This window comes from Salipiger sp. IMCC34102 (genome assembly GCF_004145405.1).
Classification (GTDB): Bacteria; Pseudomonadota; Alphaproteobacteria; order Rhodobacterales; family Rhodobacteraceae; genus Loktanella.
Genome location: NZ_SELQ01000015.1, coordinates 1 through 25,590 on the forward strand (window position 1 = coordinate 1; position 25,590 = coordinate 25,590).

Annotated in this window: 25 protein-coding genes and 2 pseudogenes; 11 read left to right on the forward strand and 16 right to left on the reverse strand. The window is 60.9% G+C overall.

Translation table 11 applies throughout. The annotated features are described in order from the left end of the window. Nucleotides 1-1,052 precede the first annotated feature (1,052 nt). Entirely contained in the window at nt 1,053-1,826 is a 774-nt protein-coding gene (locus EU805_RS16870; protein ID WP_129765154.1) for a hypothetical protein, read from the reverse strand. Nucleotides 1,827-2,511: 685 nt separating this feature from the next. On the opposite strand from EU805_RS16870, the gene EU805_RS16875 reads away from it, so the two are divergent. Beyond that, the gene (locus EU805_RS16875; protein WP_129765155.1) at nt 2,512-2,835 is read left to right on the forward strand and encodes a hypothetical protein; all 324 of its coding nucleotides are present in this window, start codon (nt 2,512-2,514) and stop codon (nt 2,833-2,835) included. A gap of 825 nt (nt 2,836-3,660) precedes the next feature. Beyond that, nucleotides 3,661-3,978, forward strand: coding sequence for a hypothetical protein (locus tag EU805_RS16880; protein WP_129765156.1), 318 nt, complete (start codon nt 3,661-3,663; stop codon nt 3,976-3,978). A gap of 606 nt (nt 3,979-4,584) precedes the next feature. On the opposite strand, the gene EU805_RS17785 is transcribed toward EU805_RS16880, so the two are convergent. From EU805_RS17785 to EU805_RS17975, 4 genes and pseudogenes are all read right to left on the reverse strand, one after another. Continuing rightward, nucleotides 4,585-4,788, reverse strand: coding sequence for a transposase (locus tag EU805_RS17785; RefSeq protein ID WP_370318230.1), 204 nt, complete (start codon nt 4,786-4,788; stop codon nt 4,585-4,587). A gap of 36 nt (nt 4,789-4,824) precedes the next feature. Next, nucleotides 4,825-5,511, reverse strand: coding sequence for a hypothetical protein (locus tag EU805_RS17790; protein ID WP_242494222.1), 687 nt, complete (start codon nt 5,509-5,511; stop codon nt 4,825-4,827). Continuing rightward, nucleotides 5,439-6,607: pseudogene (locus tag EU805_RS16890) on the reverse strand (IS3 family transposase). The gene EU805_RS17790 and the pseudogene EU805_RS16890 overlap by 73 nt, the downstream one beginning before the upstream one ends. Next, nucleotides 6,496-6,875, reverse strand: a pseudogene (locus tag EU805_RS17975) (transposase); the annotation flags it as partial. The pseudogenes EU805_RS16890 and EU805_RS17975, both read right to left, overlap by 112 nt. A 180-nt stretch (nt 6,876-7,055) precedes the next feature. Between EU805_RS17975 and EU805_RS16905 the strand changes: the two are divergent. Together EU805_RS16905 and EU805_RS16910 are read left to right on the forward strand one after the other, a co-directional pair. Continuing rightward, complete coding sequence (locus EU805_RS16905) at nt 7,056-8,411, forward strand: type VI secretion protein ImpB (RefSeq protein ID WP_129765157.1); 1,356 nt, start codon at nt 7,056-7,058, stop codon at nt 8,409-8,411. Nucleotides 8,412-8,610: 199 nt separating this feature from the next. Further along, nucleotides 8,611-8,931, forward strand: a complete 321-nt coding sequence (locus EU805_RS16910; protein ID WP_129765158.1) for an H-NS family nucleoid-associated regulatory protein — start codon at nt 8,611-8,613, stop codon at nt 8,929-8,931. Nucleotides 8,932-9,119: 188 nt separating this feature from the next. Here EU805_RS16910 and EU805_RS17870 read toward each other — a convergent pair whose 3' ends face one another. The 3 genes from EU805_RS17870 to EU805_RS16920 form a co-directional block, all read right to left on the reverse strand. Further along, complete coding sequence (locus EU805_RS17870; protein WP_255465919.1) at nt 9,120-9,452, reverse strand: SOS response-associated peptidase family protein; 333 nt, start codon at nt 9,450-9,452, stop codon at nt 9,120-9,122. After that, nucleotides 9,437-9,814: an SOS response-associated peptidase family protein gene (locus tag EU805_RS17875; protein ID WP_255465920.1), complete on the reverse strand. Its 378-nt coding sequence runs from the start codon at nt 9,812-9,814 to the stop codon at nt 9,437-9,439. Before EU805_RS17875 ends, EU805_RS17870 begins: the two co-directional genes overlap by 16 nt. A gap of 229 nt (nt 9,815-10,043) precedes the next feature. Then, a complete protein-coding gene (locus tag EU805_RS16920) occupies nt 10,044-10,961 on the reverse strand; it encodes an NAD(P)/FAD-dependent oxidoreductase (RefSeq protein ID WP_129765159.1) in 918 nt (305 codons plus the stop codon). 133 nt (nt 10,962-11,094) lie between these two features. Between EU805_RS16920 and EU805_RS16925 the strand changes: the two genes are divergently transcribed. After that, nucleotides 11,095-11,580 carry an Rrf2 family transcriptional regulator gene (locus tag EU805_RS16925; RefSeq protein ID WP_129765160.1) on the forward strand — a complete coding sequence of 162 codons (486 nt, stop codon included), beginning with the start codon at nt 11,095-11,097 and terminating at the stop codon, nt 11,578-11,580. Between the two features lie 416 nt (nt 11,581-11,996). On the opposite strand, the gene EU805_RS17980 is transcribed toward EU805_RS16925, so the two are convergent. Next, the gene (locus EU805_RS17980) at nt 11,997-12,536 is read right to left on the reverse strand and encodes an excalibur calcium-binding domain-containing protein (protein WP_129765161.1); all 540 of its coding nucleotides are present in this window, start codon (nt 12,534-12,536) and stop codon (nt 11,997-11,999) included. 506 nt (nt 12,537-13,042) lie between these two features. Here EU805_RS17980 and EU805_RS16935 point away from each other — a divergent pair. Both EU805_RS16935 and EU805_RS16940 read left to right on the forward strand, forming a co-directional pair. Next, a complete protein-coding gene (locus EU805_RS16935; protein WP_242494219.1) occupies nt 13,043-13,678 on the forward strand; it encodes a LysE family translocator in 636 nt (211 codons plus the stop codon). Between the two features lie 145 nt (nt 13,679-13,823). Then, on the forward strand, nt 13,824-14,456 hold the full coding sequence (locus EU805_RS16940) for a tyrosine-type recombinase/integrase (RefSeq protein ID WP_129765162.1): 633 nt from the start codon (nt 13,824-13,826) through the stop codon (nt 14,454-14,456). A 175-nt stretch (nt 14,457-14,631) separates the two neighbouring features. On the opposite strand, the gene EU805_RS16945 is transcribed toward EU805_RS16940, so the two are convergent. Together EU805_RS16945 and EU805_RS16950 are read right to left on the reverse strand one after the other, a co-directional pair. Beyond that, nucleotides 14,632-15,282: a pyridoxamine 5'-phosphate oxidase family protein gene (locus tag EU805_RS16945; RefSeq protein WP_129765163.1), complete on the reverse strand. Its 651-nt coding sequence runs from the start codon at nt 15,280-15,282 to the stop codon at nt 14,632-14,634. Nucleotides 15,283-15,650: 368 nt separating this feature from the next. Beyond that, complete coding sequence (locus EU805_RS16950) at nt 15,651-16,541, reverse strand: LysR family transcriptional regulator (protein WP_207208137.1); 891 nt, start codon at nt 16,539-16,541, stop codon at nt 15,651-15,653. Between the two features lie 141 nt (nt 16,542-16,682). On the opposite strand from EU805_RS16950, the gene EU805_RS16955 reads away from it, so the two are divergent. Together EU805_RS16955 and EU805_RS16960 are read left to right on the forward strand one after the other, a co-directional pair. After that, nucleotides 16,683-17,090, forward strand: a complete 408-nt coding sequence (locus EU805_RS16955; protein WP_129765165.1) for a RidA family protein — start codon at nt 16,683-16,685, stop codon at nt 17,088-17,090. 365 nt (nt 17,091-17,455) lie between these two features. Continuing rightward, the gene (locus EU805_RS16960; protein ID WP_129765166.1) at nt 17,456-17,986 is read left to right on the forward strand and encodes an AAA family ATPase; all 531 of its coding nucleotides are present in this window, start codon (nt 17,456-17,458) and stop codon (nt 17,984-17,986) included. A 479-nt stretch (nt 17,987-18,465) separates the two neighbouring features. Here the strand turns inward: EU805_RS16960 and EU805_RS16965 are convergent, their stop codons facing one another. From EU805_RS16965 to EU805_RS16985, 5 genes are read right to left on the reverse strand one after another with little or no spacing between them, the layout of a single operon-like run. Further along, entirely contained in the window at nt 18,466-18,930 is a 465-nt protein-coding gene (locus tag EU805_RS16965; protein ID WP_129765167.1) for a nuclear transport factor 2 family protein, read from the reverse strand. Nucleotides 18,931-18,954: 24 nt separating this feature from the next. Then, nucleotides 18,955-19,422 carry a cyanase gene (gene cynS, locus EU805_RS16970; RefSeq protein WP_242494220.1) on the reverse strand — a complete coding sequence of 156 codons (468 nt, stop codon included), beginning with the start codon at nt 19,420-19,422 and terminating at the stop codon, nt 18,955-18,957. A 19-nt stretch (nt 19,423-19,441) separates the two neighbouring features. Beyond that, the gene (locus tag EU805_RS16975) at nt 19,442-20,344 is read right to left on the reverse strand and encodes an ABC transporter ATP-binding protein (RefSeq protein ID WP_129765168.1); all 903 of its coding nucleotides are present in this window, start codon (nt 20,342-20,344) and stop codon (nt 19,442-19,444) included. 10 nt (nt 20,345-20,354) lie between these two features. Next, on the reverse strand, nt 20,355-21,188 hold the full coding sequence (gene ntrB, locus EU805_RS16980) for a nitrate ABC transporter permease (RefSeq protein ID WP_129765169.1): 834 nt from the start codon (nt 21,186-21,188) through the stop codon (nt 20,355-20,357). Nucleotides 21,189-21,191: 3 nt separating this feature from the next. Further along, the gene (locus tag EU805_RS16985) at nt 21,192-22,574 is read right to left on the reverse strand and encodes a CmpA/NrtA family ABC transporter substrate-binding protein (RefSeq protein WP_129765170.1); all 1,383 of its coding nucleotides are present in this window, start codon (nt 22,572-22,574) and stop codon (nt 21,192-21,194) included. A gap of 202 nt (nt 22,575-22,776) precedes the next feature. On the opposite strand from EU805_RS16985, the gene EU805_RS16990 reads away from it, so the two are divergent. After that, entirely contained in the window at nt 22,777-24,630 is a 1,854-nt protein-coding gene (locus EU805_RS16990) for a sigma-54-dependent Fis family transcriptional regulator (RefSeq protein WP_129765171.1), read from the forward strand. Between the two features lie 463 nt (nt 24,631-25,093). After that, nucleotides 25,094-25,590, forward strand: a 497-nt coding sequence (locus tag EU805_RS16995) for a TetR/AcrR family transcriptional regulator (RefSeq protein WP_129765172.1), incomplete at its 3' end; no start/stop codon positions are given.

Genomic DNA, 25,590 nt, shown 5'->3' on the forward strand with positions numbered 1-25,590 from the left:
CTTGTGATCGACGGTGTGTTGGAGGGTGAGGCGCTCAACGAGGCGCTGGCGTGCTGCCATGTGCGGGATAGCGGGGCCGAGGACGACGGGCCCGGGGATGGCGGGATCGACGGCTTCGACTGGTCGCAGGCGTAACCGGGCGGTCTACGGACCGCTCGGATTCTCTCGATGGCCGTCAATCCGCCGAAGTCGGCTCGGGTGGAAAAGGGTCCCCATTTCTAGGTTCTACGTGGACCTCTACCCAACCGGCAATTCTGCCAAGCACCTGTCACCCGACCTGGCCCTTCGATCAGCGGTGGAAACAACGGCAGGGCGTGCGTGAAGTTTACACGATGGGCTGTGCGAACCGGATCCGGTCTTCCTGGCCAGGGTGTGCGTGAAGCGTCTGCATCGGTGTTCTTCCTTGTGCAGGTCTCGATGATCTGAGGCCGCTTCCGAGGTCCCCCTCATGACGTCTTGCGGACCGTTCCGGCGTTCGAACCGACATGCGTTTCGTGGGTCCGGCCTTACCCGCACGCGATTGGTCTGCACGATGCCTGCGGCGCGCGTGATCCGTTCGGACTTTCGTTCGAAGGGCCGTGCTGTTCCGGGGCAAGGTCGTTTTACAAGAGGCACGATTTGCGTCCCGTTCTGCGCTGACCGATATGCCACGCATTTGAGTTAGGCCCTTCGATACCAAGGCCGCCTCGTATCACGATCTCGCCGCTAATCCTTCACCTGGCCGTTCGTCCATCGGTCTCGATGATCTTCTCATTTGGTTGCGGACACCCCTTCGCGAACCGTTCACCGCTTTGTCTCACCGTGCTTCTATGATCGTTACCCGCATCTCCTTTCGCGGGATAGTCGGACTCGTCGGAAGTCCCGGATCCCTGTGCGAAGATTCAAGGCATGCCTGTGCACAGGACGTTCGGAAGAACTCGACGACGATGCGCGCCAATGATCCTTTCGGCGTCGGACCTCATACATCTATCTCGTTGGACGCTATACAACCGGGTGTCCCGGACCTCTCCCCCGTGGGTCCGAAGAAGCCATGGGGGAGCCTATCGCCCATGTCAGGATGCTTCCCTCTCCGTCCGTTCAGTAATGGCCTGTGTATCCTCACTCGATCCGCCGGCACCGCCATTCGGCGTAGCGCCTTCGCCGTCGGTCGATCCCTCGCTTCCCGTTCCGTCACTCTCCATCTCGCGCGTATCGAGGGTATCGATCCCTTCACGATCCGTCGGACGTGGATCCGCATTGGAGTGCTGGGTCGGTCCGGTGTCGGCACTGTCGCGAGGTTCGGCCTCGCCCTCGAGGCTTGCCGTGACCGTGTCGGTGGACATCTTCTCTTCGGTTGCCGTCGTGGGTGCCCTCGACGAGTTGTCGCCCTTCGACTGATCGGCATCCGGTTCACCGACGACCTCCTGAGCGGTCCCGATCGGCATCCGATCGATGGCATCCGCTCCGTCGATCTCAGGTGCACCCTTCGGCTCCGGCGTCGTTTCAGGCGTGTCGCTGTTCCGTGCGGCCTTACGCGACTTTGCCGGCCCTGTCGCTTTTCCGCCTTTCTTCGCGGCCTCGCGCCTTGCCTGCTGCAGGTAGCTACGCACCGTCGATAGTTCGCTCTTCAATCCAAGCTCATCGATCATGAACTGCGCGATCCACTCGGTGCTGAATCCCAGGTCGTGCAAATGCCTGTCGGTGTCACTCATCGCGGCCACCGCAGCTTTTGCCGAAAGTTCCGTCGGTGCGGCGGGCTCCATCTTCAAGGCCTTCGCCTTAGCAGCTTCGATCCTCTCGATCGGGATCTTCTGGAGGGTAGGCTTCTTAGTCTTGCTGTCGGTCATCGTCGTGCTCCTCGTGGTTTTGATGACCTTCAGAATAGGAACCTCCGTCCCTTCACGGAATGCAAACGAGGGCGGTTTCTGCCAAGTGGCTACGCAATGCTGTGGACGGAGGCAAAAATTTGGCCACCCCGTGCCGAGATACGCGGCTCCTGCCTCGAAGCGGATGTCCAGCCGCTGTCCCGGCCTACGATCGCGCCTCGCGCTCCGCCGGCAAGTCTTCACCGGGAAACGGGACTGTTCTTCCAGTCCCTCCGCCAAGCTTGGCAGGCCGGAATAACGCGGCGCTGGCGGCAGCAAGCGCCACCCGGTCGCCACCGGGACGAGAGACCGGATGCCGGAAGATCTGAGCCGTGACCGGTTCGTCCGTTTCGCTCTGACGGCCCGTAGAGTCGGGCGCAGATCTTTCCATTCGTCCTCGCGATGTCCGGGTCGCCGCGGCGAGCGGGCTCCGCGTCACGGCGGGTTCCCCGATGCGGGCGCCGGGTCTCGTAAGTCGGTTCTGCACGCTCAAAACCGGTTCCCGGAACATGACGAAGACCCCTACCGCGGCAGAGCCCCCCAAAAAAATGGGGGCCGAAGAGTATTACCTGTGGACGGAAAAGGACCGCGGCGCTCGGATCGTCTATCTTGTGCAAGACGGCGCCCCACAGGCTCCGACCTTCCCCCTGAATCATGAGGACACGACATGACCACTCCAGGTGGCTCTCGAGCCGCATCCCGCAGCGAAGACGTGAAGCTCCGGCTTTCCCCCAAAGAGCGCGCGCAGCTCGACGCCGCCCAGAAGCGAGCCGGCGCGCGCTCGCGTGCCGCCTACATCATGTCCCTGGTCGCACGCCCCGTGGATCACCCTGAAGATGCCCTCGCCATCCAGATCGGTGAGCTGAATGCCTGGATCTACCGGCTTGCGCGCAACGACCCCGCAACGGCCCTTTCCTCCCGTCAGCGGTCGGCGCTGCTGGCAGACCTCCGGCGCGCCGTGGACCGCCTGTGCGGCTGGGATGCGGACTGATGCGAGCGTATGTCGGGCCGCGCTCGGCGGCACAGATCTCGAACTACATCATCCGCAAGGGCGCACGCATCGTCGGTGGCACGCTCTACGCCGGAACGCTGCCCGAGCTGCGGGACCGGGCGATCGCACTTGCGGGCGACGAGGAGGTCATCACCTTGACGATCTCTTTGCCCGAGGATCGCGCGGCGAGCGATACGATGCTCACGCGTATCGTGACGACAGAACTCGCGAACCGCGGAATTCCGCACCGGGGGGTGATCTGGGCCGCGATCCGGCATGTCGATGCAAACTGCTGCCATGTGCATGTCATCGTATTCGAGCGGACCTGGAGCGACCGGAAGGTTCCGTTCCCGCGATCGCAATCCATCTCCGACCGGATGGACCGGGCTCTGCGCGACGCGACAGGGTTGCCGCGCCTGGCGGAGTTCGATCCCGGAGCCTTGCCCCGCCTCGTGCCGCACAGCCCCGCACGGCGCAGATCGAAAGGGTTGGCAAAGAAGATTCATACGGCGTTGACGGACATTTTCCGCGGGACGCAGCCCGCGACGCTCCCGGATTTCATCAAAGCGATCGCGATCCACCTGCCTGGCCACAGTTTGGTGCCCGGTCTCACGAAAAACAGCAAACATGCCAACCTGAATATCGCGACTCCGGACGGGCGAACGTTCGCCTTGGGGAGACTCGGTCCTGCCTGGACACCCCGACATCTCAGGGCGCGCCTGGCCTGGTGCAGCACTTTGCGAAAGGCGCGCCGGCGTCTTGCCCTGCGCCGTCTTGCCCGCCTTCTCGCCTCCCACGCCCCTCACATTCTGAAAGGAAACCTTCATGACACAGACCACCACGACCACGCCCGAGGACCTGATCCCGCTGGACAACGCCAGCCTGCGCGATCCGCTGATGCAAGAGATGAAGGAGACGCACCGGGACGTGACGGCCCTGCACCCGCTCCTCGACCTGGTGGAGCCGATGAATACTCCGGAGATGGATCTGATCGAACGATTGATCGACCTGTTGACGCAGACCTCGGAAGAACTCCGCCTGAGTTGCGAGGCCCGGATCTCCACCCAGCAGGAAACCGACACGCTCCGCCGACAGGTGGCCGAGATGCACGCCCTGCTGATCTCCCCGGTGACGAAACCGTAGGGGCATGGCTGGGTGATCTGTGTCGCCGGTTGGCAGCGGACGGTGAACACTTGGATGGCCTGAAGAAAATCGACGGCCACCTCGTGGCACGCGTGGCTGGACCCTACGCGGCACGAACGGTGCAGGCCCGTTCATGTCGCGGGATAATTGTCGATCTCGCGGTCGGACAGGATCCCTAGTAACGCCTCAGCGTTCGATTCCAAGGGTCTGGACTTCGGTAACGGGGACCTTTCCGTCAAAGCTTTTTGACACGCGTGTCCGGCCGCCTGTTTGCGGTTTGATACGACGTGTTTCTGAGCCGTCCTTTTATCACCGCGGCCTTCGTCTGAGATCACCCGGGTGCATGCCTCGGTCAGTGGTCAGCGCAGAGCTGCCAATATGATGCTGGTTCAATGCAATTCCGATGTGCCCATCTTATTGACGTCCTCGATGTGAAGCGGCAACAATTCAGACCACGGCATCATCGGAACCACGTCCCTAGGGGACCTCATAGGCCTGCAATCAGGTAGGGGACAGTAGAAAACGCAATCTTTTATACCGCATGGGGCACGGCAACGTCTAACCGGAAGTCGGCGTCATCAACCCACATCCTGTGCAGGATGACGCTCATACGTCTTGCCAAGGCAACCATCGCGCGCTTACCGCCACGGCGTCGCGCGACCTGCGTAGCCCCTTTAGCCACGTTGACCGCCCGCAATGCATCATGACAGTCGCTGCCTGACATAATACGCGGCGCAGATTGACGTCGCCAGTCTCCGTGATGCCGCCCGAGACGTCGCATTCGTCCGACTGGATGCGCGATGGCGTGATGCGTACCCATGCGCCAACTTTCTTGAAGGCTGTGAACTAGGAAGGATCATCGACAGCTGATCGGTAGGTGAGCGCGACCACCGCGCGCACACCAGGCATCGGCGTAAGCCGCCGGCAGACTGGGTCATCCTTAGCCATCTGGCGAACAAGGCGCTCCAACCCCGCCAGCTCCTGCCGTAAGGACGCCCGCGCGCGCAGCATCGGTCCCGTCGCAGCCTCGAGCATTGGATTGCCGTTTTTGAGTTCGCAAATGCGCTGTTCATAGCGACCACGAGAGATGGCACCAACCTTGAGACCGAAGTTCCGCAAGAGTCCACGCGTCGACATTTCCGAAGCGATCATGCCATGCTGGATGGCCTTTCGGGCCCTGAACACGGCACGGACCTCCTGCGACGAGACGGATCTACAGTGAACCGGCCTGAGCCAACCGAGATGAAGAAGCCGTGCAATGTCTTCGGCATCCCTGCGATCTGTCTTGATCGGCATGGCCTTCAGCGCACCTTTCACATGTAGAGTTTCCATCAGAACAGCATCCAGTCCGGCATCTGTTAGCCCACGATGCAGCCACTGCGACAGGGAACCAGCCTCCAGTCCGATAGCCGCAACAACGCCTTCCTGGCCTGCCCCCATCGGGTGGTCCGGTTTTAGTCTTAGTGCATGATGGGGCGCGGTGCCAAGGCTGGCGCCGACTGAGGTGGTGATCCGTTCCGCTTTGCCGACCAATGGATGGCCTCCGGCGCGGGCGGCCGATAGCCAAGGGATGAGTGGGGCCGCGCTGTATTGTAGTGGACGCGCCATGCCTCGATCACGACGCGTGCCTCTGCCAGCGAGTAGAAGATTTCACCGTTCAGCAACTCGTCGCGGAGCTTCGAGTTGAAGCTCTCGCAGTAGCCGTTCTCCCAAGGACTGCCCGGTTCGATGAATGCCGTCTTCGCTCCCACGGCATTGATTCAATCTCGAACGGCTTTGGCAATGAACTCCGGCCCGTTATCCGAGCGAACATGACCGGGCACACCTCGCAAGATGAAAAGGTCGGTCAGGACGTCGATCACGGCGGTCGAGTTCAACTTCCGGTCGATCCGGATGGCCAGGCATTCCCGGCTGAACTCGTCGATCACGTTGAGCATGCGGAACTTCCTTCCATCGTGGGTCCGGCTCTCGACGAAGTCGTAGGACCAGACGTGGTTCGGCCGCTCCGGCCGCAGACGGATGCATGACCCGTCGTTGAGCCAGAGCCGACCCTTCCCTGGTTGCTTCTGGGGAACCTTCAGCCCCTCCCGTCGCCAGATCCGCTCGACCCGCTTGGTGTTCACGACCCAGCCGGCATCACGCAGCAGCGCTGCAATCCGCCGATAGCCGTAGCGGCCGTATTGCGTGGCGAGCGCGACGATGTCCGCGGTCAGCGCGTCCTCGTCGGCTCGCCTGCGCGGCACCTTGCGCTGCGTCGAACGATGCTGCCCCAGAACACGGCAGGCGAAGCGTTCCGAGACTTGGAACTTCTGCCTGATGTAATCGATGCAGCGACGGCGGCGGGCGGGGCTCAGAAGTTTCCCGAGGCAGCCTCACGAAGGATCAGCTTCTCGAGCGTCAGCTCGGAAACGGCTTTCCGCAGCCGTTCATTCTCCTTCTCAAGCTCCTTCAGCCGCTTCACCTAGTCGGTCTTCAAGCCGCCCAACTCCTTGCGCCATCGGTAGTAGGTAAACTGCGTCACACCGATCGACCGCACCGCCTCGGCCACCGATCGGCCTTGCGATACAAGGACGTCGACCTGCCGAAGCTTCGCAACAATCTTTTCCGGCTTGTGTCTCTTCTGGGGCATTCCTGCATCCTCCAACTGGCTCGTAAGCCATACTTCAGGGAGGACCACTTTTCAGGGGGCAGACCACAGGGCGTATCCCCTTGTCTCTCGGCGCTTCTCTGAATCAGTCGGAATCATAGCCGCAGTCCCCGAGCAGCCAGTCCACGTCCGGCAGGCTGCTCAGCAATGCTCATTCGCCTATGTAATCGCTGACCTGACCCGCCGTGACGAACAGATCGAGGGGCCGGCCTTTACTGTTACAGATAGCGTGCAGCTTGGTGTTCTTGCCGGTATCGGCATGGTTCACGGAGATGATATCACCGTCCCGGATCCCCACATCCCATAGGCAGTCGCCTTCGACCCGCCACCAGAACGTCGAGGACGGATGCCGCACGACCCAAGCGATCGGATCGATCTTGTCCAAAGTGAAGCGGAGGTTATGATGACCACCCATTTGCGGAGCGGCGGAATGATACAGGACCCACCCGGTCAGGCGCGTGGCATCGAGCGCCTCTATCTCGATTTCGACAGCTTCTTCGCCTCGGCCGAACAGCACTTCAATTCCGACCTGCGCGGCCGTCCCGTCGGCGTGGTGCCGCTGGATGCGCTCCACACCGGATGCATCGCAATCAGCCGCGAGGCCAAGGCGCGTGGGGTCAAGTTCAACATGCCGATCGTGAAAGCCCGGGAAATCATTCCGGACATGATCTTTGTCGTGGCCAGGCACGATGTCTACGTGCGCCTTCACAAACGCATCCTCGACGTGATCGAGACAGTCGTGCCCGTCGCTCACGTCCGGTCGATCGACGAAGTCGTCTGCACCCTTCTGGCGGCGGAAGGCGCGCGTGGTGAGGACCTTGCGCTGCAACTGAAAGCCGCCCTTGCCGCGGCCTTCAGCGACGTGCTGACCTGCTCCATCGGGATGGCGCCAACGGAATTGCTGGCCAAGATCGCGGCCGAGCAGCACAAGCCGAACGGGTTCAAGCTGATCCGGGCGAATGATCTACCGCAAGCCCTTGCGACGGTGGACCTCGGTGACCTACCCGGAATCTCCAAGGGCATGCAGGCGAGATTGGAGGCCGCCGGCGTCCGGGACTTCACCGGACTTTGGGCGCTTGCCCCCAAACAGGCCCGTGCGATCTGGGGCAGTGTAGAGGGGGAGCGGTTCTGGAACGGCCTTCACGGCTACCACGCTGAACGACCGGCGACGAAGAAAAGCATGTTCGGACACAGTCGGATCCTGCCGCAAGACTGGCGCAATCCCCAGAAGGTCTCGATCTGTGCGCGCCTTCTGACGCAAAGCGCCGGACGGCGCGTGCGGCGGGCGAACGTGCGCGCAACGAAGCTGACCCTCGGTTTCAAGGCCGTCAAACCGCGCGGCGGGCCCAGCCCGCGGGCGGATGAAGGGGCCTGGACCTGGGAAGGGTCCTTCGCCCCTGCCCGCGACGATCACACGTTCCTGGGGGCGCTTGGCACAGGGCTGGCGGAAGCGGAGCGCCGGCTTGCGTTCACGCCCAAGTCGGTCAGCGTCATGATCCACGGGTTGATCGACGAGGCCGAGATCGTGACAGACCTGTTCTCGATGTCTCCGAGCGACAACGGTGGCTCATCGGAGACGGCGGACCGTGCGAAATGGGAGAAGGTCAGCGACCTGATGGACGGACTGCGCGCGAAGCTGGGGCCTCAGGCATTATCCATGGGTCCACAGGCTGAAGTTCCGGGAGGCTACGTCGGGGCCAAGATCGCCTTTGGCCGAATTCCCGACGAAGAGGACTTCAGCGGACCCCCTGTCGCCGATGCGGCTACGCATTTCGCAACGTTCTGAAAACAGGGCTGCATTGCAAAGGCATGAAGGTGCAAGTTATTCTTTCTCAAGACTTTCAAAAGATCGCATTAGCAACTGAAATTCGATCACACGTCCTTTGCAAATGTGATCCTGGGATATACTTCCACTTTAGACAGACAGATTAAATTACTGCAGCGTTGAACACCTTTAGACAAACGAACAAGGCAAGGAAAACAAGATGACCAATATCGATTTGGACAGCATGTCGCTGGAAGAGCTCAAAGCTCTTCAGAAAGACGTAAACAAGGCCGTCGACGGCTTTGAGGGCAAGCGCCGCAAGGAGGCGCTCGCTGCCGTTGAAGCTGCTGCTCGCGAGAATGGGTTCACCCTCGCCGAACTCACCGGGCAGCCTTCGAAAAAGTCGAAGTTGGTCTCGCCCCCGAAATACGTTCATCCGGAGAACCCCGAGATGACCTGGACTGGCCGCGGTCGGCAGCCGGAGTGGATGAAAGACGCGATCGAAAATGGTCGGTCAAAGGACGAATTCCTGATAAAGTAAGTGCATACTGGATTGGACGCAGGTCCTACTTTCTCTTTCGAGGGGGCCTGTGTTCGCGGTGGCGCATCTCTCATTATGTAGACGATCTCATGTCATGTAGCCCCGCAGCGGCCGCGCGCTCGGCATCGGGTGCTGTTTGATGTGACCAGGGCGTCCTTACCAGATTCACGTTCACAGCGCTGATCCGGTTACGAACCAGACCCTTCGAGCCCACCTCTGTCCGACTTCAGGCCTTCGCCTTGCTGGCGGATGACCATCCGTTCGGCTGGGTAGGGTTTGATCAGATCGAAGGCTTCCTCCGGGGATCCCGTCAGCCATTGCGCGTAATCCTCCGGCGCGAGGATCGCAGGCATCCGGTCAGGGTGGGTTTCCTTGGTCAGAGCATTCGGCGTCGTCGTGACCATCGACGAAGTGATCATCTCCCGGACGTCGCCGGCACCGTAGTTGCCTCTGTAGGCGCGCCAGATGCCTGCCAAAGCGAAGGGCGGGCGTGCCTCGTCGCCGGTTACGCCGAACCACACGTAGCTCGCCGGATTCTGTCTTTTGCCTCGCAGAAGCTGGTCGCGGGGATCAGGCAGCGCCGCTCCTCAAAGCTCTTTCTCCAGAACGACGACGACCGCAGCTTGTCGTCACGCGCGTTGTTGACCGCCCTTGGCTGGATCGGTTCGCCGGTCTTCTTCGACACCTGGGGCATGACGAAGCCCCAGTGGACGTTCTGAAGCCACCGCTTGCCATCGTCATTCATCCCGACGATCGGGGCCATGCCCTTTGGGAAGATGGCGGGAAGCGGTTCCGCGTTGCCGAGTGCGTCCTGGGCCGCGTCGACTGCGAAGAGCTGCCGCATCGCATCGACGGCCATCGTGTTGGAGTAAAGGTTGCACATAGGCGAACCTTACGCCCTCTTGTCGCGCCGACCAGTGGACTCCTGAAAATTAGGATACCGGAGGTTGCCGTCGGCGTTTTGATCATCAGCCTGAAGCGGACATTCGACGGATAAACGCGCGAGGTCAGCTATGCGGACAAAGCTGCCATCACTGAGTGCCCGATGACGTCTGCGGGCCCTTCGCATATATGTCGTTCCAGATGGTTTCGGCCTGCATCTATCGTCTCCCTTACGCAGCTTCGGTGAGATCAGGGTCGAAGATCAGCGATCGATGCGCCGCGCCGCCTGCCAGCACACCCGCAGCTGCAGCAAGAGTCGCGTTGGGCATCGGGCTGGCGAGGTCGCCCGCAGCGAAAACACCCGGAACGCTGGTCGCCTGCATCCCGTCCACGGCAAGATAGGGACCGGTGGGGCCGTTCTTCGTCTCGCAGCCAAGCATGGCGCCAAGGTCGTTCGACGGCGCGGTCTGCGGGGCAATGAACAGCCCGGCCAGAGGGACCTCGCGGCCATCGGCCAGCCGGACGGCTTCAAGCACCGGGGCGGGGCCGACGAGGCCGATGATCGGCACCTCTTCGACAATAGCGCCCCGTTTCGCCAGCGTCTGACGCTGGTCATGCGTTGGCTCAAAGGTGCCTTGGGTAAACAGCGTGGTCGGGCCCCAGTCGGGCAGCAGCATGGCCTGATGCATCGCCAGCTCGTTCCGGGCCAGAACGCCCATCGGTTGCCGGTTTAGCTCATAGCCGTGGCAATAGGGGCAATGCAGAACGCTCGCGCCCCAGCGCTCACGTAGCCCCGGCAGGTCAGGCAGCGTGTCGCGGACGCCGTAGGCAAGAACGAGCCTGCGCGTCGTGATCTCTTCACCATTCGAGAGCGAGACGACAAAGCCGTCCCCTTGCTGAGACGCAGCCTTGGCTTCTGCCCCGCGGATCTGAACGGTCGCATAGGCACTCAGTTCGGCACGCAAGGTTGCCGCGATCGCAGCGGGCTTCTGTCCGTCTTGCCCGGGAAACCCGTGCGACTTGACAGCATAGCGATTGCGCGGCGTGCTGGTGTCGAGGATGAGCACGTCGCGTCTGGCGCGGGCGAGCTGCATGGCCGCCGAGAGGCCGGCAAAGCTGCCTCCAATTATGATAACGTCGTAGCCCATCGGTCCATTCCTGTTCATTTGCTATCTCGCAACACGACGAGTTACATACCATTCAGCTCGATAGCAAGACATGAAACTTGGAATGTTGCATAACCGGTGATAAAAACCTTTCACACGTGAAAGGACCTTGCCAATGCCGCGCGACCTTCGCATGTCCCGCATGCTGCACGTGTTGATCCACATGGACCGACATGTGCGCCTCGCGACCTCCGAGCAGATCTCGAAAATGATCTCGACCAACCCGGTGGTCGTGCGCCGGATGATGGGTGGTCTGCGCGACCGAGGGATCGTCGCGTCTGAAAAAGGGCACGGCGGCGGCTGGACGCTCGCCCGCCCGCTGACCGAGATCATGTTGCGGGACGTCTATGAGGCCGTCGGCGCGCCACCTTTGTTCAACATCGGCCCGAATGCCGACCCGTCCGATTGCCTCGTCGAGAAGGCCGTGGATGCTCAACTCGATGCCTCACTGCGCGAGGCAGAGGCGCGGCTGCTCGCGCAGTTCTCGAAGATCCGGGTGGAAGATCTGGCAGCGGACTACGAAAGCCTAAGCGCCGAAGAGCAAGAGATCGCTCATCCCATTTCCGTTGCCGCGAATATGCATACCAGAGATGGCGCTTAATGCGTGGCCTGTTGAGATTAGTTACGAACTCAGAGTGATATGCGTCAACACTCCCGCCCTGTATTTGATCAATCGTCGGGCATGGCCATAAGGAACTACCAAAAGGTCATAACTGACCTTCGCAACGGCGCAGCGAATTTGCAGTTTGGGCTCTGTAGCGGACCTTCGCTGCGCCGCATGGCCAAGAGCCAAGCACCGAAACTTACTTGAATTTTAAGGCCATATTGGCTTTCGATCCAACCAAAAATTACTTGTTATGAATGCTATTTTGATAGTTTCTGCTACTATAGACCCGCGGACAATACAGTCCGCAGGAGAATTCCGCCGTATAGATTAATTATCTCGGTTTTGCCGAAGTCAGGAGAGGCACAAACATCCAACGTGAGCTTTTGCTTTCCTAAGGTCCAATCGTTAGTTCAACAACCGCTGTAGTTTTTGTTCCCGCCGCTCGTTATCGTGTAGGTTCCGCCCCGTGGCCCAGTATAGCAACGCGATGCCGATCTTACTGGAGTAGGTCGCGTAACAGCTGCGGCTCGTCGTTGCCTCTCTGCGGCTTGGCGGTTCAGAAGATCCTTTCCCCACTCGCAAGCATACCCGTCGCCATCTCGGTCCAAATCGTGCGGATCGCTAGAGGGGCCGCCGGCATTCAAGAAGAACTGGTGCGCCGCAGAAGAGGTCGCGAAGTCAGAGCAATTCCGGTCATTTGAAACCGCTCTCGAGTTGGATACACTTCGGGTGAATTGAACCCTGCCCACTCCCGACGGGCTATTTGGGTCATACGTTGACAGCGCAACCGACTGCATTGCTCCGGGCTGTGGCTGTGCTCCGCAGGCAGCGAGGCCTAGTAAGGCCGGGACAAAGAGTGCTCGAAAATTCATATTTTTCTCCGATATTGTGCGAGGCCATTCAAGCTGAGGTTGTCCGATAAAGGAAGAAGGTTTCGTTCTCGAAACCATAGGTAAGGATGCTTGCCAGCTGACCTGCCCCTGCTGACCCCTCGTTCACAATGAGTGTCTGCAAGTTGGTGGTTTGTTCCCCGACCTTGGACCACCGAAGGCTGGAGTTTCCCGGCTGGTTCATGATGACGGGCTGGTGTAAGAAACAAGTCCAACATGTTATAAAATTGCCCTCCTGTAAGCGGGCATCGGCACGCTGTCGCGGCCGTCAACGTCGTTTCTGCAAAGCAGACTTTAGTGCGAGACGCAGCGAAGGTCCGCATTCCGCCCGGTCCAACCGATATCCGCGATCGGTCCAAACCGGACCTTGGACAGGACGATCATTGCTGCGATGCAGTTTCCCCGAAGCGGTCGCCCATGACCTGGTGCAGCATCATGCTGGAACGCCAAGGTCCGCAGTGCGGGACGAAGCGACCGTTCAACGACAGTGTGCGAATGGCCACAATGAAAGTTGACCATTTTACTCTCAGGGCCTTAGCTAGCTGTCGCGCAACTGAAGGTATGCGATGATGGCAATGGAAACGTATTTGATTTATCTGGCAGCGGTTGCCGTTTTCTTCGCAACACCGCCGGACACCAGTCAGCTTCTCATCATTTCGAACAGCGTCAGATATGGGTTGAAACGAAGCGCCTATACCATGGCCGGAGACCTGACTGCCAACAGCTTGCAAATGACCGGTGCAGCTTTCGGTCTTGCTGCAATCATCGCGACGTCAGCGAGCGCGTTCGTTTGGATCAAATGGCTCGGGGTGGCGTATTTGGTGTGGATTGGCGTTCAGCTAATTCTCTCGAAAGATCAAACAGATGACGTCGCCGCCGCTGAGTCTGGCCAATCGTTTCGGTTATTTCGTCAGGGCTTTGTGACGTCGATGGCAAACCCTTTTGCTGTCGTTTTTTTTGGAGCGCTCTTTCCTCAGTTCATCGACCCGACATCGCCTGTGCTGCCCCAGCTTCTGATCTTAGGTGTCACTTACTTGGTCGTAGATGGAGCAATTTTACTGGTCTGGGGATGGCTCGGTGTCCGAGCGGCAGCGGCCTTAAGGCAGTCTTCCTTTGGCGCGGTGAATAAGATTTGCGGCACGCTTATGATCGGCGCAGCGGCTTTGCTGGCAAGCAAAGACTTTCAGCCTCAGCGTTACTAACTGGAAAGCCTTGCCGACATCCGTGCGTAGTGCAGCATCCAGTAAAATGGGCTCGAAGCGGACTTTCGCCGCGGATCGGTGCTATGATGGGTTGTCGGTCTGAAGCCGAGGACGTGGCGGGTCTGGCGGAATAGGAGGAACTGCCATGCCTACTGCCAACTTACCAGCAATCCGCGCCTGCCGTCCCACTTGGAACAAGGGGCGCATCGTCGGCCAGAAACGTCCGCTGCAACCGAAGCATGTCTGGTCGATCCGGGTCCGCCTCGAGATCGCGGAGCGGACTCGCGAGCTGGCGCTCTTCAATCTCGCCATCGACAGCAAATTGCGTGGCTGCGACTTGGTGCGCCTTAAGGTCGCCGACGTCTATGCAGCGGGCCAGGTAAAGCACCGCGCCTCGATCGTTCAGAGCAAGACACGGCAGCCGGTCAGCTTCGAGATCACCGATGGGACCCGGAAAGCAATCGGAGCATGGCTCGAAGCGCCGCTGATGGTCGGGTCGGAACATCTCTGGCCCGGACGGTTCCATGAGCGGCGGCATATCTCGACGCGACAGTATGCTCGCCTTGTCCGAGACTGGGTGACATCCATTGGCCTTGAGCCGAGCGCGTATGGCACCCATTCCATGCGGCGCACGAAAGTCGCGCAGATATACAGAAAGACCGGCAACCTGCGGGCAGTGCAACTCCTCCTTGGCCACACGAAGATGGACAGCACGGTGCGTTACCTCGGCGTCGAACTCGAAGATGCGCTCGCGATCGCCGAGGCCGTGGAAATCTGAACCGGACGGGCCGGCTGTCGCGGCCGGCCCAAACCGGTCGTTAAACGGGACGATCAGCGTTGCGATGCAGCTTTCCCGAAGTGGTCGTCTTTGGGGCGGACGAAGCTGCCGTTGGAGCTTACTAATTGGATAGCGACTTTTGAAAATTTACCCGAAACCTTGACATTTGATCTTCTCAATACAGCGTCTTCTGGTAGTCATCCTCCAATGCTTCGTTCAATCTATCCATTTCCCGATTATCGCTCGGAGCGGAGTTTGTGGCGTCCAAGGCGATTTTCATGAGGGATGGTAGCTCGCTTCGATCTTGGTAATAATCGGGATTCCACAGATTTGATCGGCGGAACGCTTTTGCGCAATGAATGAAGACAGTTCTAACCTCGACTACAATTGCTAACCTTGGCAGGCGACCTTCTACTGAAAGACTTTCGAGAAGAACAGGATCTGTCACTAGCTTTGCCTGCCCGTTTACGCGCATCGTATCGTCAAAACCGGGTATGACGAACAACAAACCGACGTGGGAATTCGCGACGATATTTGACAAGCTATCAAGTCGATTGTTCCCAGGCCTGTCGGGGATCGCAAGCGTGTTGTCATCGATAATTTTGACGAAACCTGCAGGGTCACCGCGTGGGCTGACATCCGCTTTGCCATCGGTGCCTTGCGTGCCAATGCAGAGAAACGGACTCCTTTCGATAAAAGCTCTTGCGTGTTTGTCAATGAAGCCCTGCACTTTCTTAATCGCCAAATCATGGGTAGGCGGGAACAAGGATCGCAATTCACTCTCATGCGATACGATATAGTCGGGCGCAGGTCTATAAGATGACATTCTTTCTCTCTCCTCTGTCTTAGTCGCATTTTGTAAAGGTAATCTACATGGCGTTTGTTTGTGAAGGGCGCTCCATCAGCAGATACGGGCTCTAAGCAGAGATGCGGCTACGCAACGGGTCAGGTGCCTAGCACACACCGGCGGCCGTCGCTCCCGTCCTATAGAAGCCGTTCGCCGGTCGGCTAGCCGCCGCAATCAGGCTTTGCCGAACTGGTCGTTCATGGATCAGGCATAATCTCCATCGCCCTCATGATTACTGTGTGGACGTTCCTGTCATTCACTAACGGGCCACCTTTATGCCGGTGCAAGCCGATCTTCGCTTGTCACACGGCAGGATCGACCATCGCGTCTCGATCCCAACCCGATCATTATCGCGCTGAGATTGCGAGATCCGCAGCGAGCATATCCACGAAGTGTCGCACCTTGGCCTCGAGCATGCGTCTATGCGGATAGAGTGCCATGATCTCGACTGATCCCGTGTCGCATTTGGGCAGAACCCTTTGCAGGCGCCCTTCCGCTAAGTCGCCTTTAACGAGGCTGTTGGGCAGCAAAGCCACACCAAGATCCGCCAACGCCGCCTCCCTCAGAGCTTCGCCGGAATCGAGCCGCAAGCGGGAGCGTCCGCTGGCCCGCACCCAAGTGCCGTCGGTTTCTTCCAAATGCCAACTTTGACGCATGTTCTGGCTGGTATGGAAGAGAAGATCGTGTTGGCTCAGATGCTCGACCCGCGTCGGGAGGGCGGTTTGAGAGAGGTAGGCCGGACTGGCACAAAGCACCAAAGGTTCCTGCCGGAGGGTCCGGCAGATCAAGCTAGGGTTCGGCGTTCGGACGCCGATGCGCACAGCGAGGTCGGCCCCTTCCGCGATGAGGTCGCTCACACCATCCGACAGGCTCATTTCCGCCTGAACTTCCGGCCATGCCGCAAGGAACCGTTTGACCACCGGCAGCACGAGGCGGCGACCTAAAGCGTCAGGAGCACTGATGCGGAGCTCGCCTCGCGGAGTGCCGCCGTCGCCTGCGAACTGAGAGCCGACGGCATCGAGCGTGCTGCGAAGGTTGACGCCTTGGGCGTAGAGCCGCTGGCCGTCCTCAGTGAGACTCATGGCGCGTGAAGTCCGGTTCAGCAGTCTTGCCCCGCAATGCGCCTCCAGCCGTGACAAAGCCTTGCCGGCAGCGGATCGCGACAGGCCCATGCTCCGACCGGCTGAAATGAAACTTCCAGTCTCGACGATCGCGAGGAAGATCAGGATTTCGTCCACGCGCGACCCATTCAGGGCAGCACGGGTCATCGGGGCGTTCTCATCGGCACAGCGGCGAACTCCATTCGTGAATCTCGCGCATAGATTAAGGCCCGCACGATGCTTGTCATACCGACAGCCTCTCCAAGGAAAGGACAAACAATGACCACCTCCCTCAACCGCATGAACCCTCCGACGCTGCCCGACGCAGGGCGCGTCGGCTATTCCCAGATCTCAGTGATCCCACCTGGCCCGCTTGCCTTTGTTTCGGGACAAGTCGCGTGGCGGCACGATGGTGACGCGTTGTCCGCTGACCTCGAAGAGCAGACCGGACTCGTGATCGAGAACCTTTCGCACTCCTTGGCAGCGCTCGACGCGGAGCCAGAGCAGATCGCACAGATGCGGATCTACATGACTGACCTGCGCCCGGAAACGCAGGAAGTCGTGATGACCCAGCTTGCCAAGTTTCTGGACGGAGCGCAGCCAAGTCTGACCGGCATCGGCGTGTCGGCGCTGGCTTCGCCGGAGCTACAGCTCGAAATCGAAATGGTCGTAAGCCTTGTCGCGTGATTGAAGCTGCCCCCCCAATAGGGGGGGGGCAGCTACTCGCTCGCAAATACGTATAGCCTTTATCGCCTTGGTGAGGCTGGACACTGAATACTACTGTAGGGTTGCGACTTACTTGCTGCCGTGCAGCGAGCCGAGCACATGACCGCCGTCGCTACCGGCCCGGAGCGGACCTCCACGGAACGCTAGCGAGGCGGTCGCTCCCGGCCCAGAGCCGACCTTGAGACTGGGTGACCACGCTGCGGCGCAGCTTCACCCGAGCAGTCGTTCGTGCGTCGTGCAGCATTTTCGAGCAGCCGACGTCGGCTGAGCGGACGAAGCGACCCTTCAAAATTGACCTGTCTGCCGGCGCGCCATAAGAAATCTTCATGAAGAAACCTTGTGAACAGTTGCTTTTGATCTCAGGCCCTGTTGGTGTTGGAAAAACCAGTGTCGCAGGGGCGGTCAGCTCACTTTTGCAGGAAGAGAATGTGCCTCACACATTCATAGACCTTGATGCACTGACCTACACCTATCCGCGAATTGAAACTGACCCGTTCAACAGTTCCCTTGCTCTCGAAATCCTGACAGCCATGTGGGCCAATTGCAGGAAGCGCGGTTCGAAAAACCTAGTAATTGCGAGGGTGATCGAAAAGCGTAGCGATGCAGAAGCGATCGCAGATGCAGTAAATATCTACAACCCAGTGCTGTGTCGATTGACCGCTTCAGCCTCTACTCTTAAAGAGCGCATCAGGATGCGCAAAGCTGGTTCAAATATATCTTGGCAGGAAAATCGCTCTATTCAACTTTCGACCGCTATGGAAAAATCCAAGATTGAAGATTTCTGTATTTCAACACAGGATCGTTCGATCACCGACATCGTGATGGAAATTAACCAATTTATGACTTGGTCTCGGTAAAATGGGCTCGCAGCGGTCATGCGGCGGCGCAGCGGCCAGTGCCGACCACGTCGGCCAAGTCCGACGTCGCTCTCAGCCCATTGCGGACATTCAAGCTGGATGACTACGCTGCGGTGCAGCTTCGCCGAAGCGGTCGTTCGTGCGTCGCGCAGCATCTTGAGGGCTTGTATGGTTGCTGTGCGGAGTTAGGGAGGTGGTCCGTCTTCGACAAATTTCGCTGTAGGGAACTCGGCCATTCATTCATTTTGCCAATTTTTTAAGTGAATTTAGACACCCTACGGCCTTGGCCAAATCACGTTTTTCGGAAAGTCTGCTTACCCCGCACGACCATACCCAAACCAAATTAGATAGGACCTCTCCGCAGCCATCCAATGAAAAAGTCGATGCAACACAGTCAGATTTCTGTGGTCAACGTTCGGATGCAGGGCTTTCTTGATATTCGGCGCGCGAAAGCCTCAACGCGGCGGTGGCGGCACTGATTACAATCCAAGATTACTGAGACCTGGATGGTCGTTTGGCCGGGGCCCTTGCGGCCAATGAAAGAGCCGATCGGCGGGCGTGATTGGCACGTGGTTGATCGAGGCATGGCGTTCGGCCATGTAGCCCTGCGCGTCAAAGGCCCAGTTCTCGTTACCATACGCGCGGAACCATTGCCCCGCCGCGTCGTGGTATTCATAGCAGAACCGCACGGCGATGCGGTTATCGCCGTGGGTCCAGATCTCCTTAATCAGCCGATACTGTTGTTCCGCCGCCCACTTGCGCGTCAGGAAATCCACCACGGCGGCGCGCCCGGTCAGGAACGTCGACCGGTTGCGCCAACGCGTGTCGAGCGTATACGCCATCGAAACCGCCTGCGGGTCCCGCCCGTTCCATGCGTTCTCGGCCATGCGCACCTTCAGCACCGCGTTGGCGTGACTGAAGGGCGGCAGGGGCATGCGAGTCATCCTGGCCTCCGCGTCGCGCCGGGCCTACCAGCTGTTGTAGCCGAGATACTTGCCTGACATCTCAACCTTCACGCGGTCGCCCTTGGGATTCTCCTCGCGGGTCACCGACATGTGGAAATCGATGGCCGACATGATGCCGTCGCCAAACTTTTCCTGGATCAGTGCCTTCAGGGTCGGGCCGTAGACGCCGACGATCTCGTAGAAGCGGTAGATACAGGGATCGGTCGGCACGGCCTGCGTCCAGATCTTGGTGGGGCTTTCGACCAGCAAGCTTTCGGCCTCTTGCGGCAGGCCCATGGCGCTGACCATCAGCTTAGCCTTGTCGGCCGGAAAAGCGTTCATGCCCATCGCGGCAGAGTGGGTCCAGACCGGGGACATGTCGATCTTGTCGGCGATCTGCTCCCACGTCATCCCGGCCTGCTTCTTGGCCGACAGGATCATGGCGGTCACGTCTTCACGGGTCATCGTTTCGGTCATGGCAGTGTCTTTCACGGAGGTGGTCCTTTTCGGGTTAGTCGTTGACGGCGCGCAGGGGCGGTCGCCGGCTTTCGGGTTCGTCCGCCGGCGCGGTGCGGTCGATGCGCATCGGTTCGGGTCGGTTGGTGTCGGTGCCGGTCCGGCTGCCGGCCATTTCCTTCGACCGGCGGCCGAGGAACTGCACCAGGTGGTTGCGGATCGCGTAGTAGTTCGGATGCTCGACGATCTCGGTCCGGCTGCGGGGCCGCGGGATCGTGATCTCGACGCTTTCGGCCACGCGGGCGAAGGGGCCGTTGGTCATCAGAAGGATGCGGTCGGCCAGAAGGATTGCCTCGTCGATGTCATGGGTGATCATGAAGACCGTCTGCTCGGTCCCGCCCCAGATCTTCAACAATTCGTCCTGGATCGTGCCGCGCGTCAGCGCATCGAGCGCGCCGAAGGGCTCGTCCAGCAGCAGCAGCTTGGGGTGGTTCGCGAAGGCCCGCGCGATGGAGACTCGCTGCCGCATGCCCCCCGACAGCTGGCTGGGCTTGCGGTGGATCACGTCCCCCTCCAGCCCGACCATGCCGAGGTACTTGACCGCATGTTCGGTGACCTGCGCCTTCGACCATTCCGGGTGGCGCGCGGCCACGCCGAAGGTCACGTTCTTCAGTGTCGATAGCCACGGCAGCAGCGAGTAGTTCTGGAACACCACACCGCGGTCGAGGCTTGGCCCCTTCACCTCTTGCCCGTCCATGATGACGCCGCCGCCGGTCGGGTCCGCGAGACCCGCGAGGATGTTCATGATCGTAGACTTGCCGCACCCGGAGTGCCCCAGGATCACGACGAATTCGCCTTTTTCGACGCCGAAGGTGGCATCCTCGAAGACGGTCAATTCGCCGCCCTTCCCGTCCGGGAAGCGCTGGGTCAGTTTCTCGATGCTCAGAAACGGTTTCATGGGATATTCCTTATTCGACGTAGGCGACGCGGCGCTGCAGCAGGCCGAACATCGTGTCCAGCAGCATGCCGACGACGCCGATCATGAGGATCGAGAAGATGACGGAGGTCAGGTCGAGGTTGTTCCACTCGTTCCAGACGTAGTAGCCGATGCCGGTCCCACCGACGAGCATCTCGGCCGCGACGATGACCAGCCAGGCGATCCCGATGGAGATCCGCATCCCCGTCACGATGGTGGGTGCCGCGGCGGGCAGGATCACGGTGAAGGCGGTCTTCAGCGGCCCAAGCTCGTGCGTCTTGGCCACGTTCACCCAGTCCGACCGCACGCCCGCCACGCCGAAGGCGGTGTTCAGCAGCATCGGCCAGATCGAGCAGATGAAGATGACGAAGATTGCCGAGGCCTCGCTGTCCTGGATGATGAAAAGCGCCAGCGGCATCCACGCCAGCGGAGAGATCGGCCGCAGCACCTGGATGAACGGGTTGAGCGCGCGGTAGGCGACCGGCGACATGCCGATCAGGAACCCCAGCGGGATCGCGATGAGTGCCGCCAGCGCGTAGCCCGTGAGCACGCGGTAGATCGAATAGCCGATCTGGATGCCGATGCCCTTGTCGTTGGGGCCTGCGTCGTAGAACGGGTTGCTGAGCTCTTCCCAGGCCTTGACGATGACCTGGCTGGGGGGCGGCACACCGGCGCGAGCCTCGCCGCCGCCGGTGAGCCGTTCGTATTCAGTCAGCTCACCGACCGTCTGCTGGGCGGGGATCGACAGCTCCCACACCAGCAGACCGCCGACCAGCAGCAGAACCGACATGATCGCCGCACGGGTGTTGAGTGAAAGGCCCTGCATCGCTCAGGCCTTCTTGATCGCGAAGCTGTCGACGTAGGCTTCGGGCTCGGCCGGATCGAAGGTCTTGCCCATGATCATGTGCGACTTGTAGTTCTCGGCCGGTGCGTCGTAGCCAAGGTCTTCCATCACCTTGCGGCAGTCGGCGGCGAGGTAGACCTGCTCGGCCACGCCCTTGTAGTCGACGTCGCCCTCGATATAGCCCCAGCGCTTCATCTGGGTCAGAATCCAGACGCCCATCGACTGCCAAGGGAACGGGTCGAAGTCGATCCGGTCGGGCACCTGCTTCACCTCGCCCAGGCCGTCGGCGTAGGTGCCGGTCAGCACCTGCTCGATCACGGTGACCGGCTGGTTGAGGTAGTTCGTCGGCGCGATCGCCTCCGAGATCTCGGCTCGGTTCTCGGCCTGCTGGGCGTATTGCGTCGCGTCCACGATGGACTTCAGCAGCGCGCCGTAGGTGTTCGGCAGCTCGGTCGCGAACGACAGGGGGGCAGCGAACGCGCAGCACGGATGCCCTTCCCAGATCTCCTTGGTCAGGATGTGGATGAAGCCGATGCCCTCATAGACCGCCCGCTGGTTGAACGGATCGGGCGAGAGATAGCCGTCGAGGTTTCCGGCGCGCAGGTTCGCCACCATCTCGGGCGGGGGGACGACGCGGATCTGGATGTCGACGTCCGGGTCCAGCCCGAACTCGGCCACGTAGTAGCGCAGCAGGAAGTTGTGCATCGAATATTCGAACGGCACGCCGAAGGTCATGCCTTTCCACTGGCTCGGATCGCGCTTGTCGAGGTGTTCGTTCGACAGCACGATCGCCTGGCCGTTGATATTCTCGACCGCGGGCATGATGTAGGGCTCGGCCACCGACCCGGCGCCCAGCGTCATCGCCAGCGGCATCGGCGTCAGCATGTGGCTGGCGTCGTATTCGCCCGCCAGCGACTTGTCGCGCGCCACGGCCCAGCCCGCCGTCTTGATGACCGAGGCGTTCAACCCGTAGCGGCTGTAGAAGCCCAGCGGCTCTGCCATGATGATCGGCGTGGCGCAGGTGATTGGCACAAAGCCGATGTTCAGGTCGGTCTTTTCGGGCGGCCCGAGGGTGTCGAGGATCGCGGCCTTCGCCTCGTTCAGCGGAAAGACCGACGCCAGCGCCGCAGCCATCGTCGATCCGCCCATCATTCCCATGAACGACCGGCGCCCGATGTCGCTTTGCCCGAAAACGGAGCGGACGATGGCGCTTTCGACCGCGCGCTCCAGAATGCCTTCGGAGGTGGTCACGTCGATCCGGTTGGGCTCGGCCACGGCGGCGGCGACGCAGCGACCGCACCCGCAGTCGGCGCCGTGCCGCAGATCGGTGCTGGCGGAAAACGGGTTTCCAAGGCTCTTGAAGGTCATCTGGCACTCCACTTGCTGATTTGAGACCATCGTGACCGCGCCCTCCGCCGATCAGAAGTGGTTTGCCGAAACTTTCCGCGGCGCCCTTTTTCGTTCTATTTCAATCTATTGGAGAAATTCTCGAGTGACTAAAAATTATGATACTTCGTAAATTACGATTTTTCGTATTGCGGTTGCGGCAAGGGCGCGCTCCAGTTCCGGCATGACCGTCGCGACATACACCCATGATTCCTGCCTTGCCGGCGCGTTCGGGCCGACCTTGCTGATCGACCTCGACACCGACCGGATCCTCGCGGCCACCCCCGACGCGGCCCGACTGTTCGAGGAGGCCACTCTGGTCGGTTCGCGCCTGTCCACCCGCGTCGCGCAGGATTTCACGCAGCTGCTCGTGTTTCTGGACGAGGTCTTTCACCGCACCGAGGCCTGGACCCGCCGTGTCGATCTTCGGACCGCGACCGGCCAGGCGCTGCGCTGCGAGCTGCGCGGCCGCACGATGCCGACGGCTGGCGCACGGGCGGTTCTGCTGAACCTCATCGACCTTGCCGCGCTGGAGGACCGCACCGAACGCGACGAGGCCGCCCGGATCCACGGCGGCGGCCTGCTGGAATGGCAGCGCGCGCAGGCCTTCTTTTCCGAGCTCGAACGGCAGAACCATCTGATCCTCGAAGCCGCGGGCGAGGGCATCTACGGCGTGAATGCCGACGGCAAGACCACCTTCGTGAACCGCGCCGCGCAAGAGATGCTGGGCTGGACGACCGAGGATCTGCTGGGCCGCGACATCCACACCATGATCCACCACCACCACCTGAACGGGGACGTCTACCCGTCGCAACACTGCCCGATCTATCGGTCCTTCCGGTTCGAGCAGGTCAACCGGATCGAGGACGAGGTCTTCTGGCGCAAGGACGGCAAGCCGATCCGCGTCGAATACGTCTCGACCCCGATCTACGAGGGGCAGGTGCTGGTCGGAGCCGTCGTGATCTTCCGCGACATCACCGAACGATGGGAGAACGAGCGGAAACTGCGCGAGGCCATGGCCGAGGTCGGCGCCCTGCGTGACCGCCTGATGCAGGAAAACGCCTATCTGCAGGAGGCGATCAACCTCGAGCGCGCGCACCACGACATCATCGGCCATTCGGCGGCGGTGCGGCAGATGATCGGGCAGATCGACCTTGTCGCGCGCACCGACACCACCGTGCTGATCACCGGAGAGAACGGGACCGGCAAGTCGCTCATCGCCTCGGCGGTGCACAACGAAAGCGCTCGCAGCCGACGGCCGATGATCCACTTCAAGGGCGGCGCCGTGCCGAGCGACGCAATCGAAAGCGAACTGTTCGGCCATGTCCGCGGCGCTTTCACCGGCGCTCTGCGCGACCGTCCGGGCAAGCTGGAACTGGCGCACGGCGGCACGCTGTTCATCGACGAGCTGTGCGATATCCCACTGGACCAGCAGGGCAAGCTGCTAGCGGCGCTGCAGCGGCAGTCCGTCGTGCGGCTGGGGGAGGACCGCGAGCGCGCGCTTGACCTGCGGATCATCGCCGCGACCGCGCGCAACCTCGATCGCGAGGTGCAGGCGGGGCGGCTGCGGCAGGATCTCGTCCTGTTCCTCAACGTCTTTCCGATCCACTGCACCCCGCTGCGCGACCGACCGGAGGACATCCCGCCCCTCGTCGCGCACCTGCTGAAGCTGGCCTGCAAGCGGCTTGGCCGCCGCGTGCCGGTCGTGACCCAGAACATCATGGGCCAACTTCAGCGTTACGACTGGCCGGGCAACGTCCGCGAGCTGGCCAACGTCATCGAACGCAGCGCCATCGTCTCGCACGGCGGCAAGCTGGTGGTGGACATCCGCACTCCGTCGCAGCCCAGCGTGCGCGGCGCGGCCTCTCTGCTGACTGACGCCGAAGTCGACCAGATCCGGATCGCGAACACGGTCGCCTGCCTAAAGGAAACCGGCGGCCGCGTCGCCGGCCCGGACGGTGCCGCCGCCCTACTCGGGATCAAGCCGACGACACTCTATTCGCGGATACGGTCTTTAGGAATCACGGCAAAGGATTGACCGGCTCAAGACTTTGAGCCGCGTCGTTGGCGCCAAGAAAATCGATTTGGGAAGAAGCCCGTCACCTCAAATCCCTCCTGCTACGAGGAATGCGAAGAACTCGGTCTTAGATCATCGGTTCACGGCCTTTGTTGCCCCCCTAACCACTGGCCAGACAAAGTAAGGGCCAGGGCTCAAGTTTTATGCATTCGCTCGGCTTGGCCAAGGAGCGGGGGCATAACTTTGCAAGTAGAGCGGCAGAGGTCGCACCCCGTTTCCGACCCACGCGCGCGCTCCCGGCCCTGACCTGCCGTTCGCCGGACTGGCCATCGCCGTAGCGCGGCACCCCCAAACCGGACCTTTATGGCTCTGCACAGCATTGTCCAAGGCCTTGAGGCCCGCAGGGCGGACCTCTGGTCCTGGCGGCTTGCAATGTAAAACGTTCGTTTTACATTTGCATCCAAGGACGCCAAAGGAGGTTCCCATGGACATGACAAGCAAACTCACCGCCGCCGCCGAGCGGCTCTTTGATCGGCACGGCTACATGGCCACCGGTATGGACCGGCTGACGGAGGCTGCGGGGATGTCGAGCCGCACGCTTTACAAGCATGCCGGCAGCAAGGCCGCGCTCATGGCGCGTGTCCTGACCGAGCGGGACCGGCGCTTCATGGCCCGGATCGACGTGCGGACCGTCGACGCCCTGTTTGCCGCGCTCGAGGACTGGGTCCGGGTCGAGGGATGTCGGGGCTGCCTGTTTCTTCGCTCGCGCGCGGAAACGGGTGGCGATACGCCGGCGATCGTCGAGGCGGTTGCGCTGCACAAGGAAGCGTTCCGCCGACGGGTCGGTGAGGTCGTCGCAATGGAACTCGGACGCGAGGACCCGGCACTCGCAGAGCAGGTTCTGGTTCTCTTCGAGGGCGCTACCCACGCGGCTGTCTATCGCGGAGCGGGGGCCGTCTCTGCGGCTCGGGCGGCGGCGGT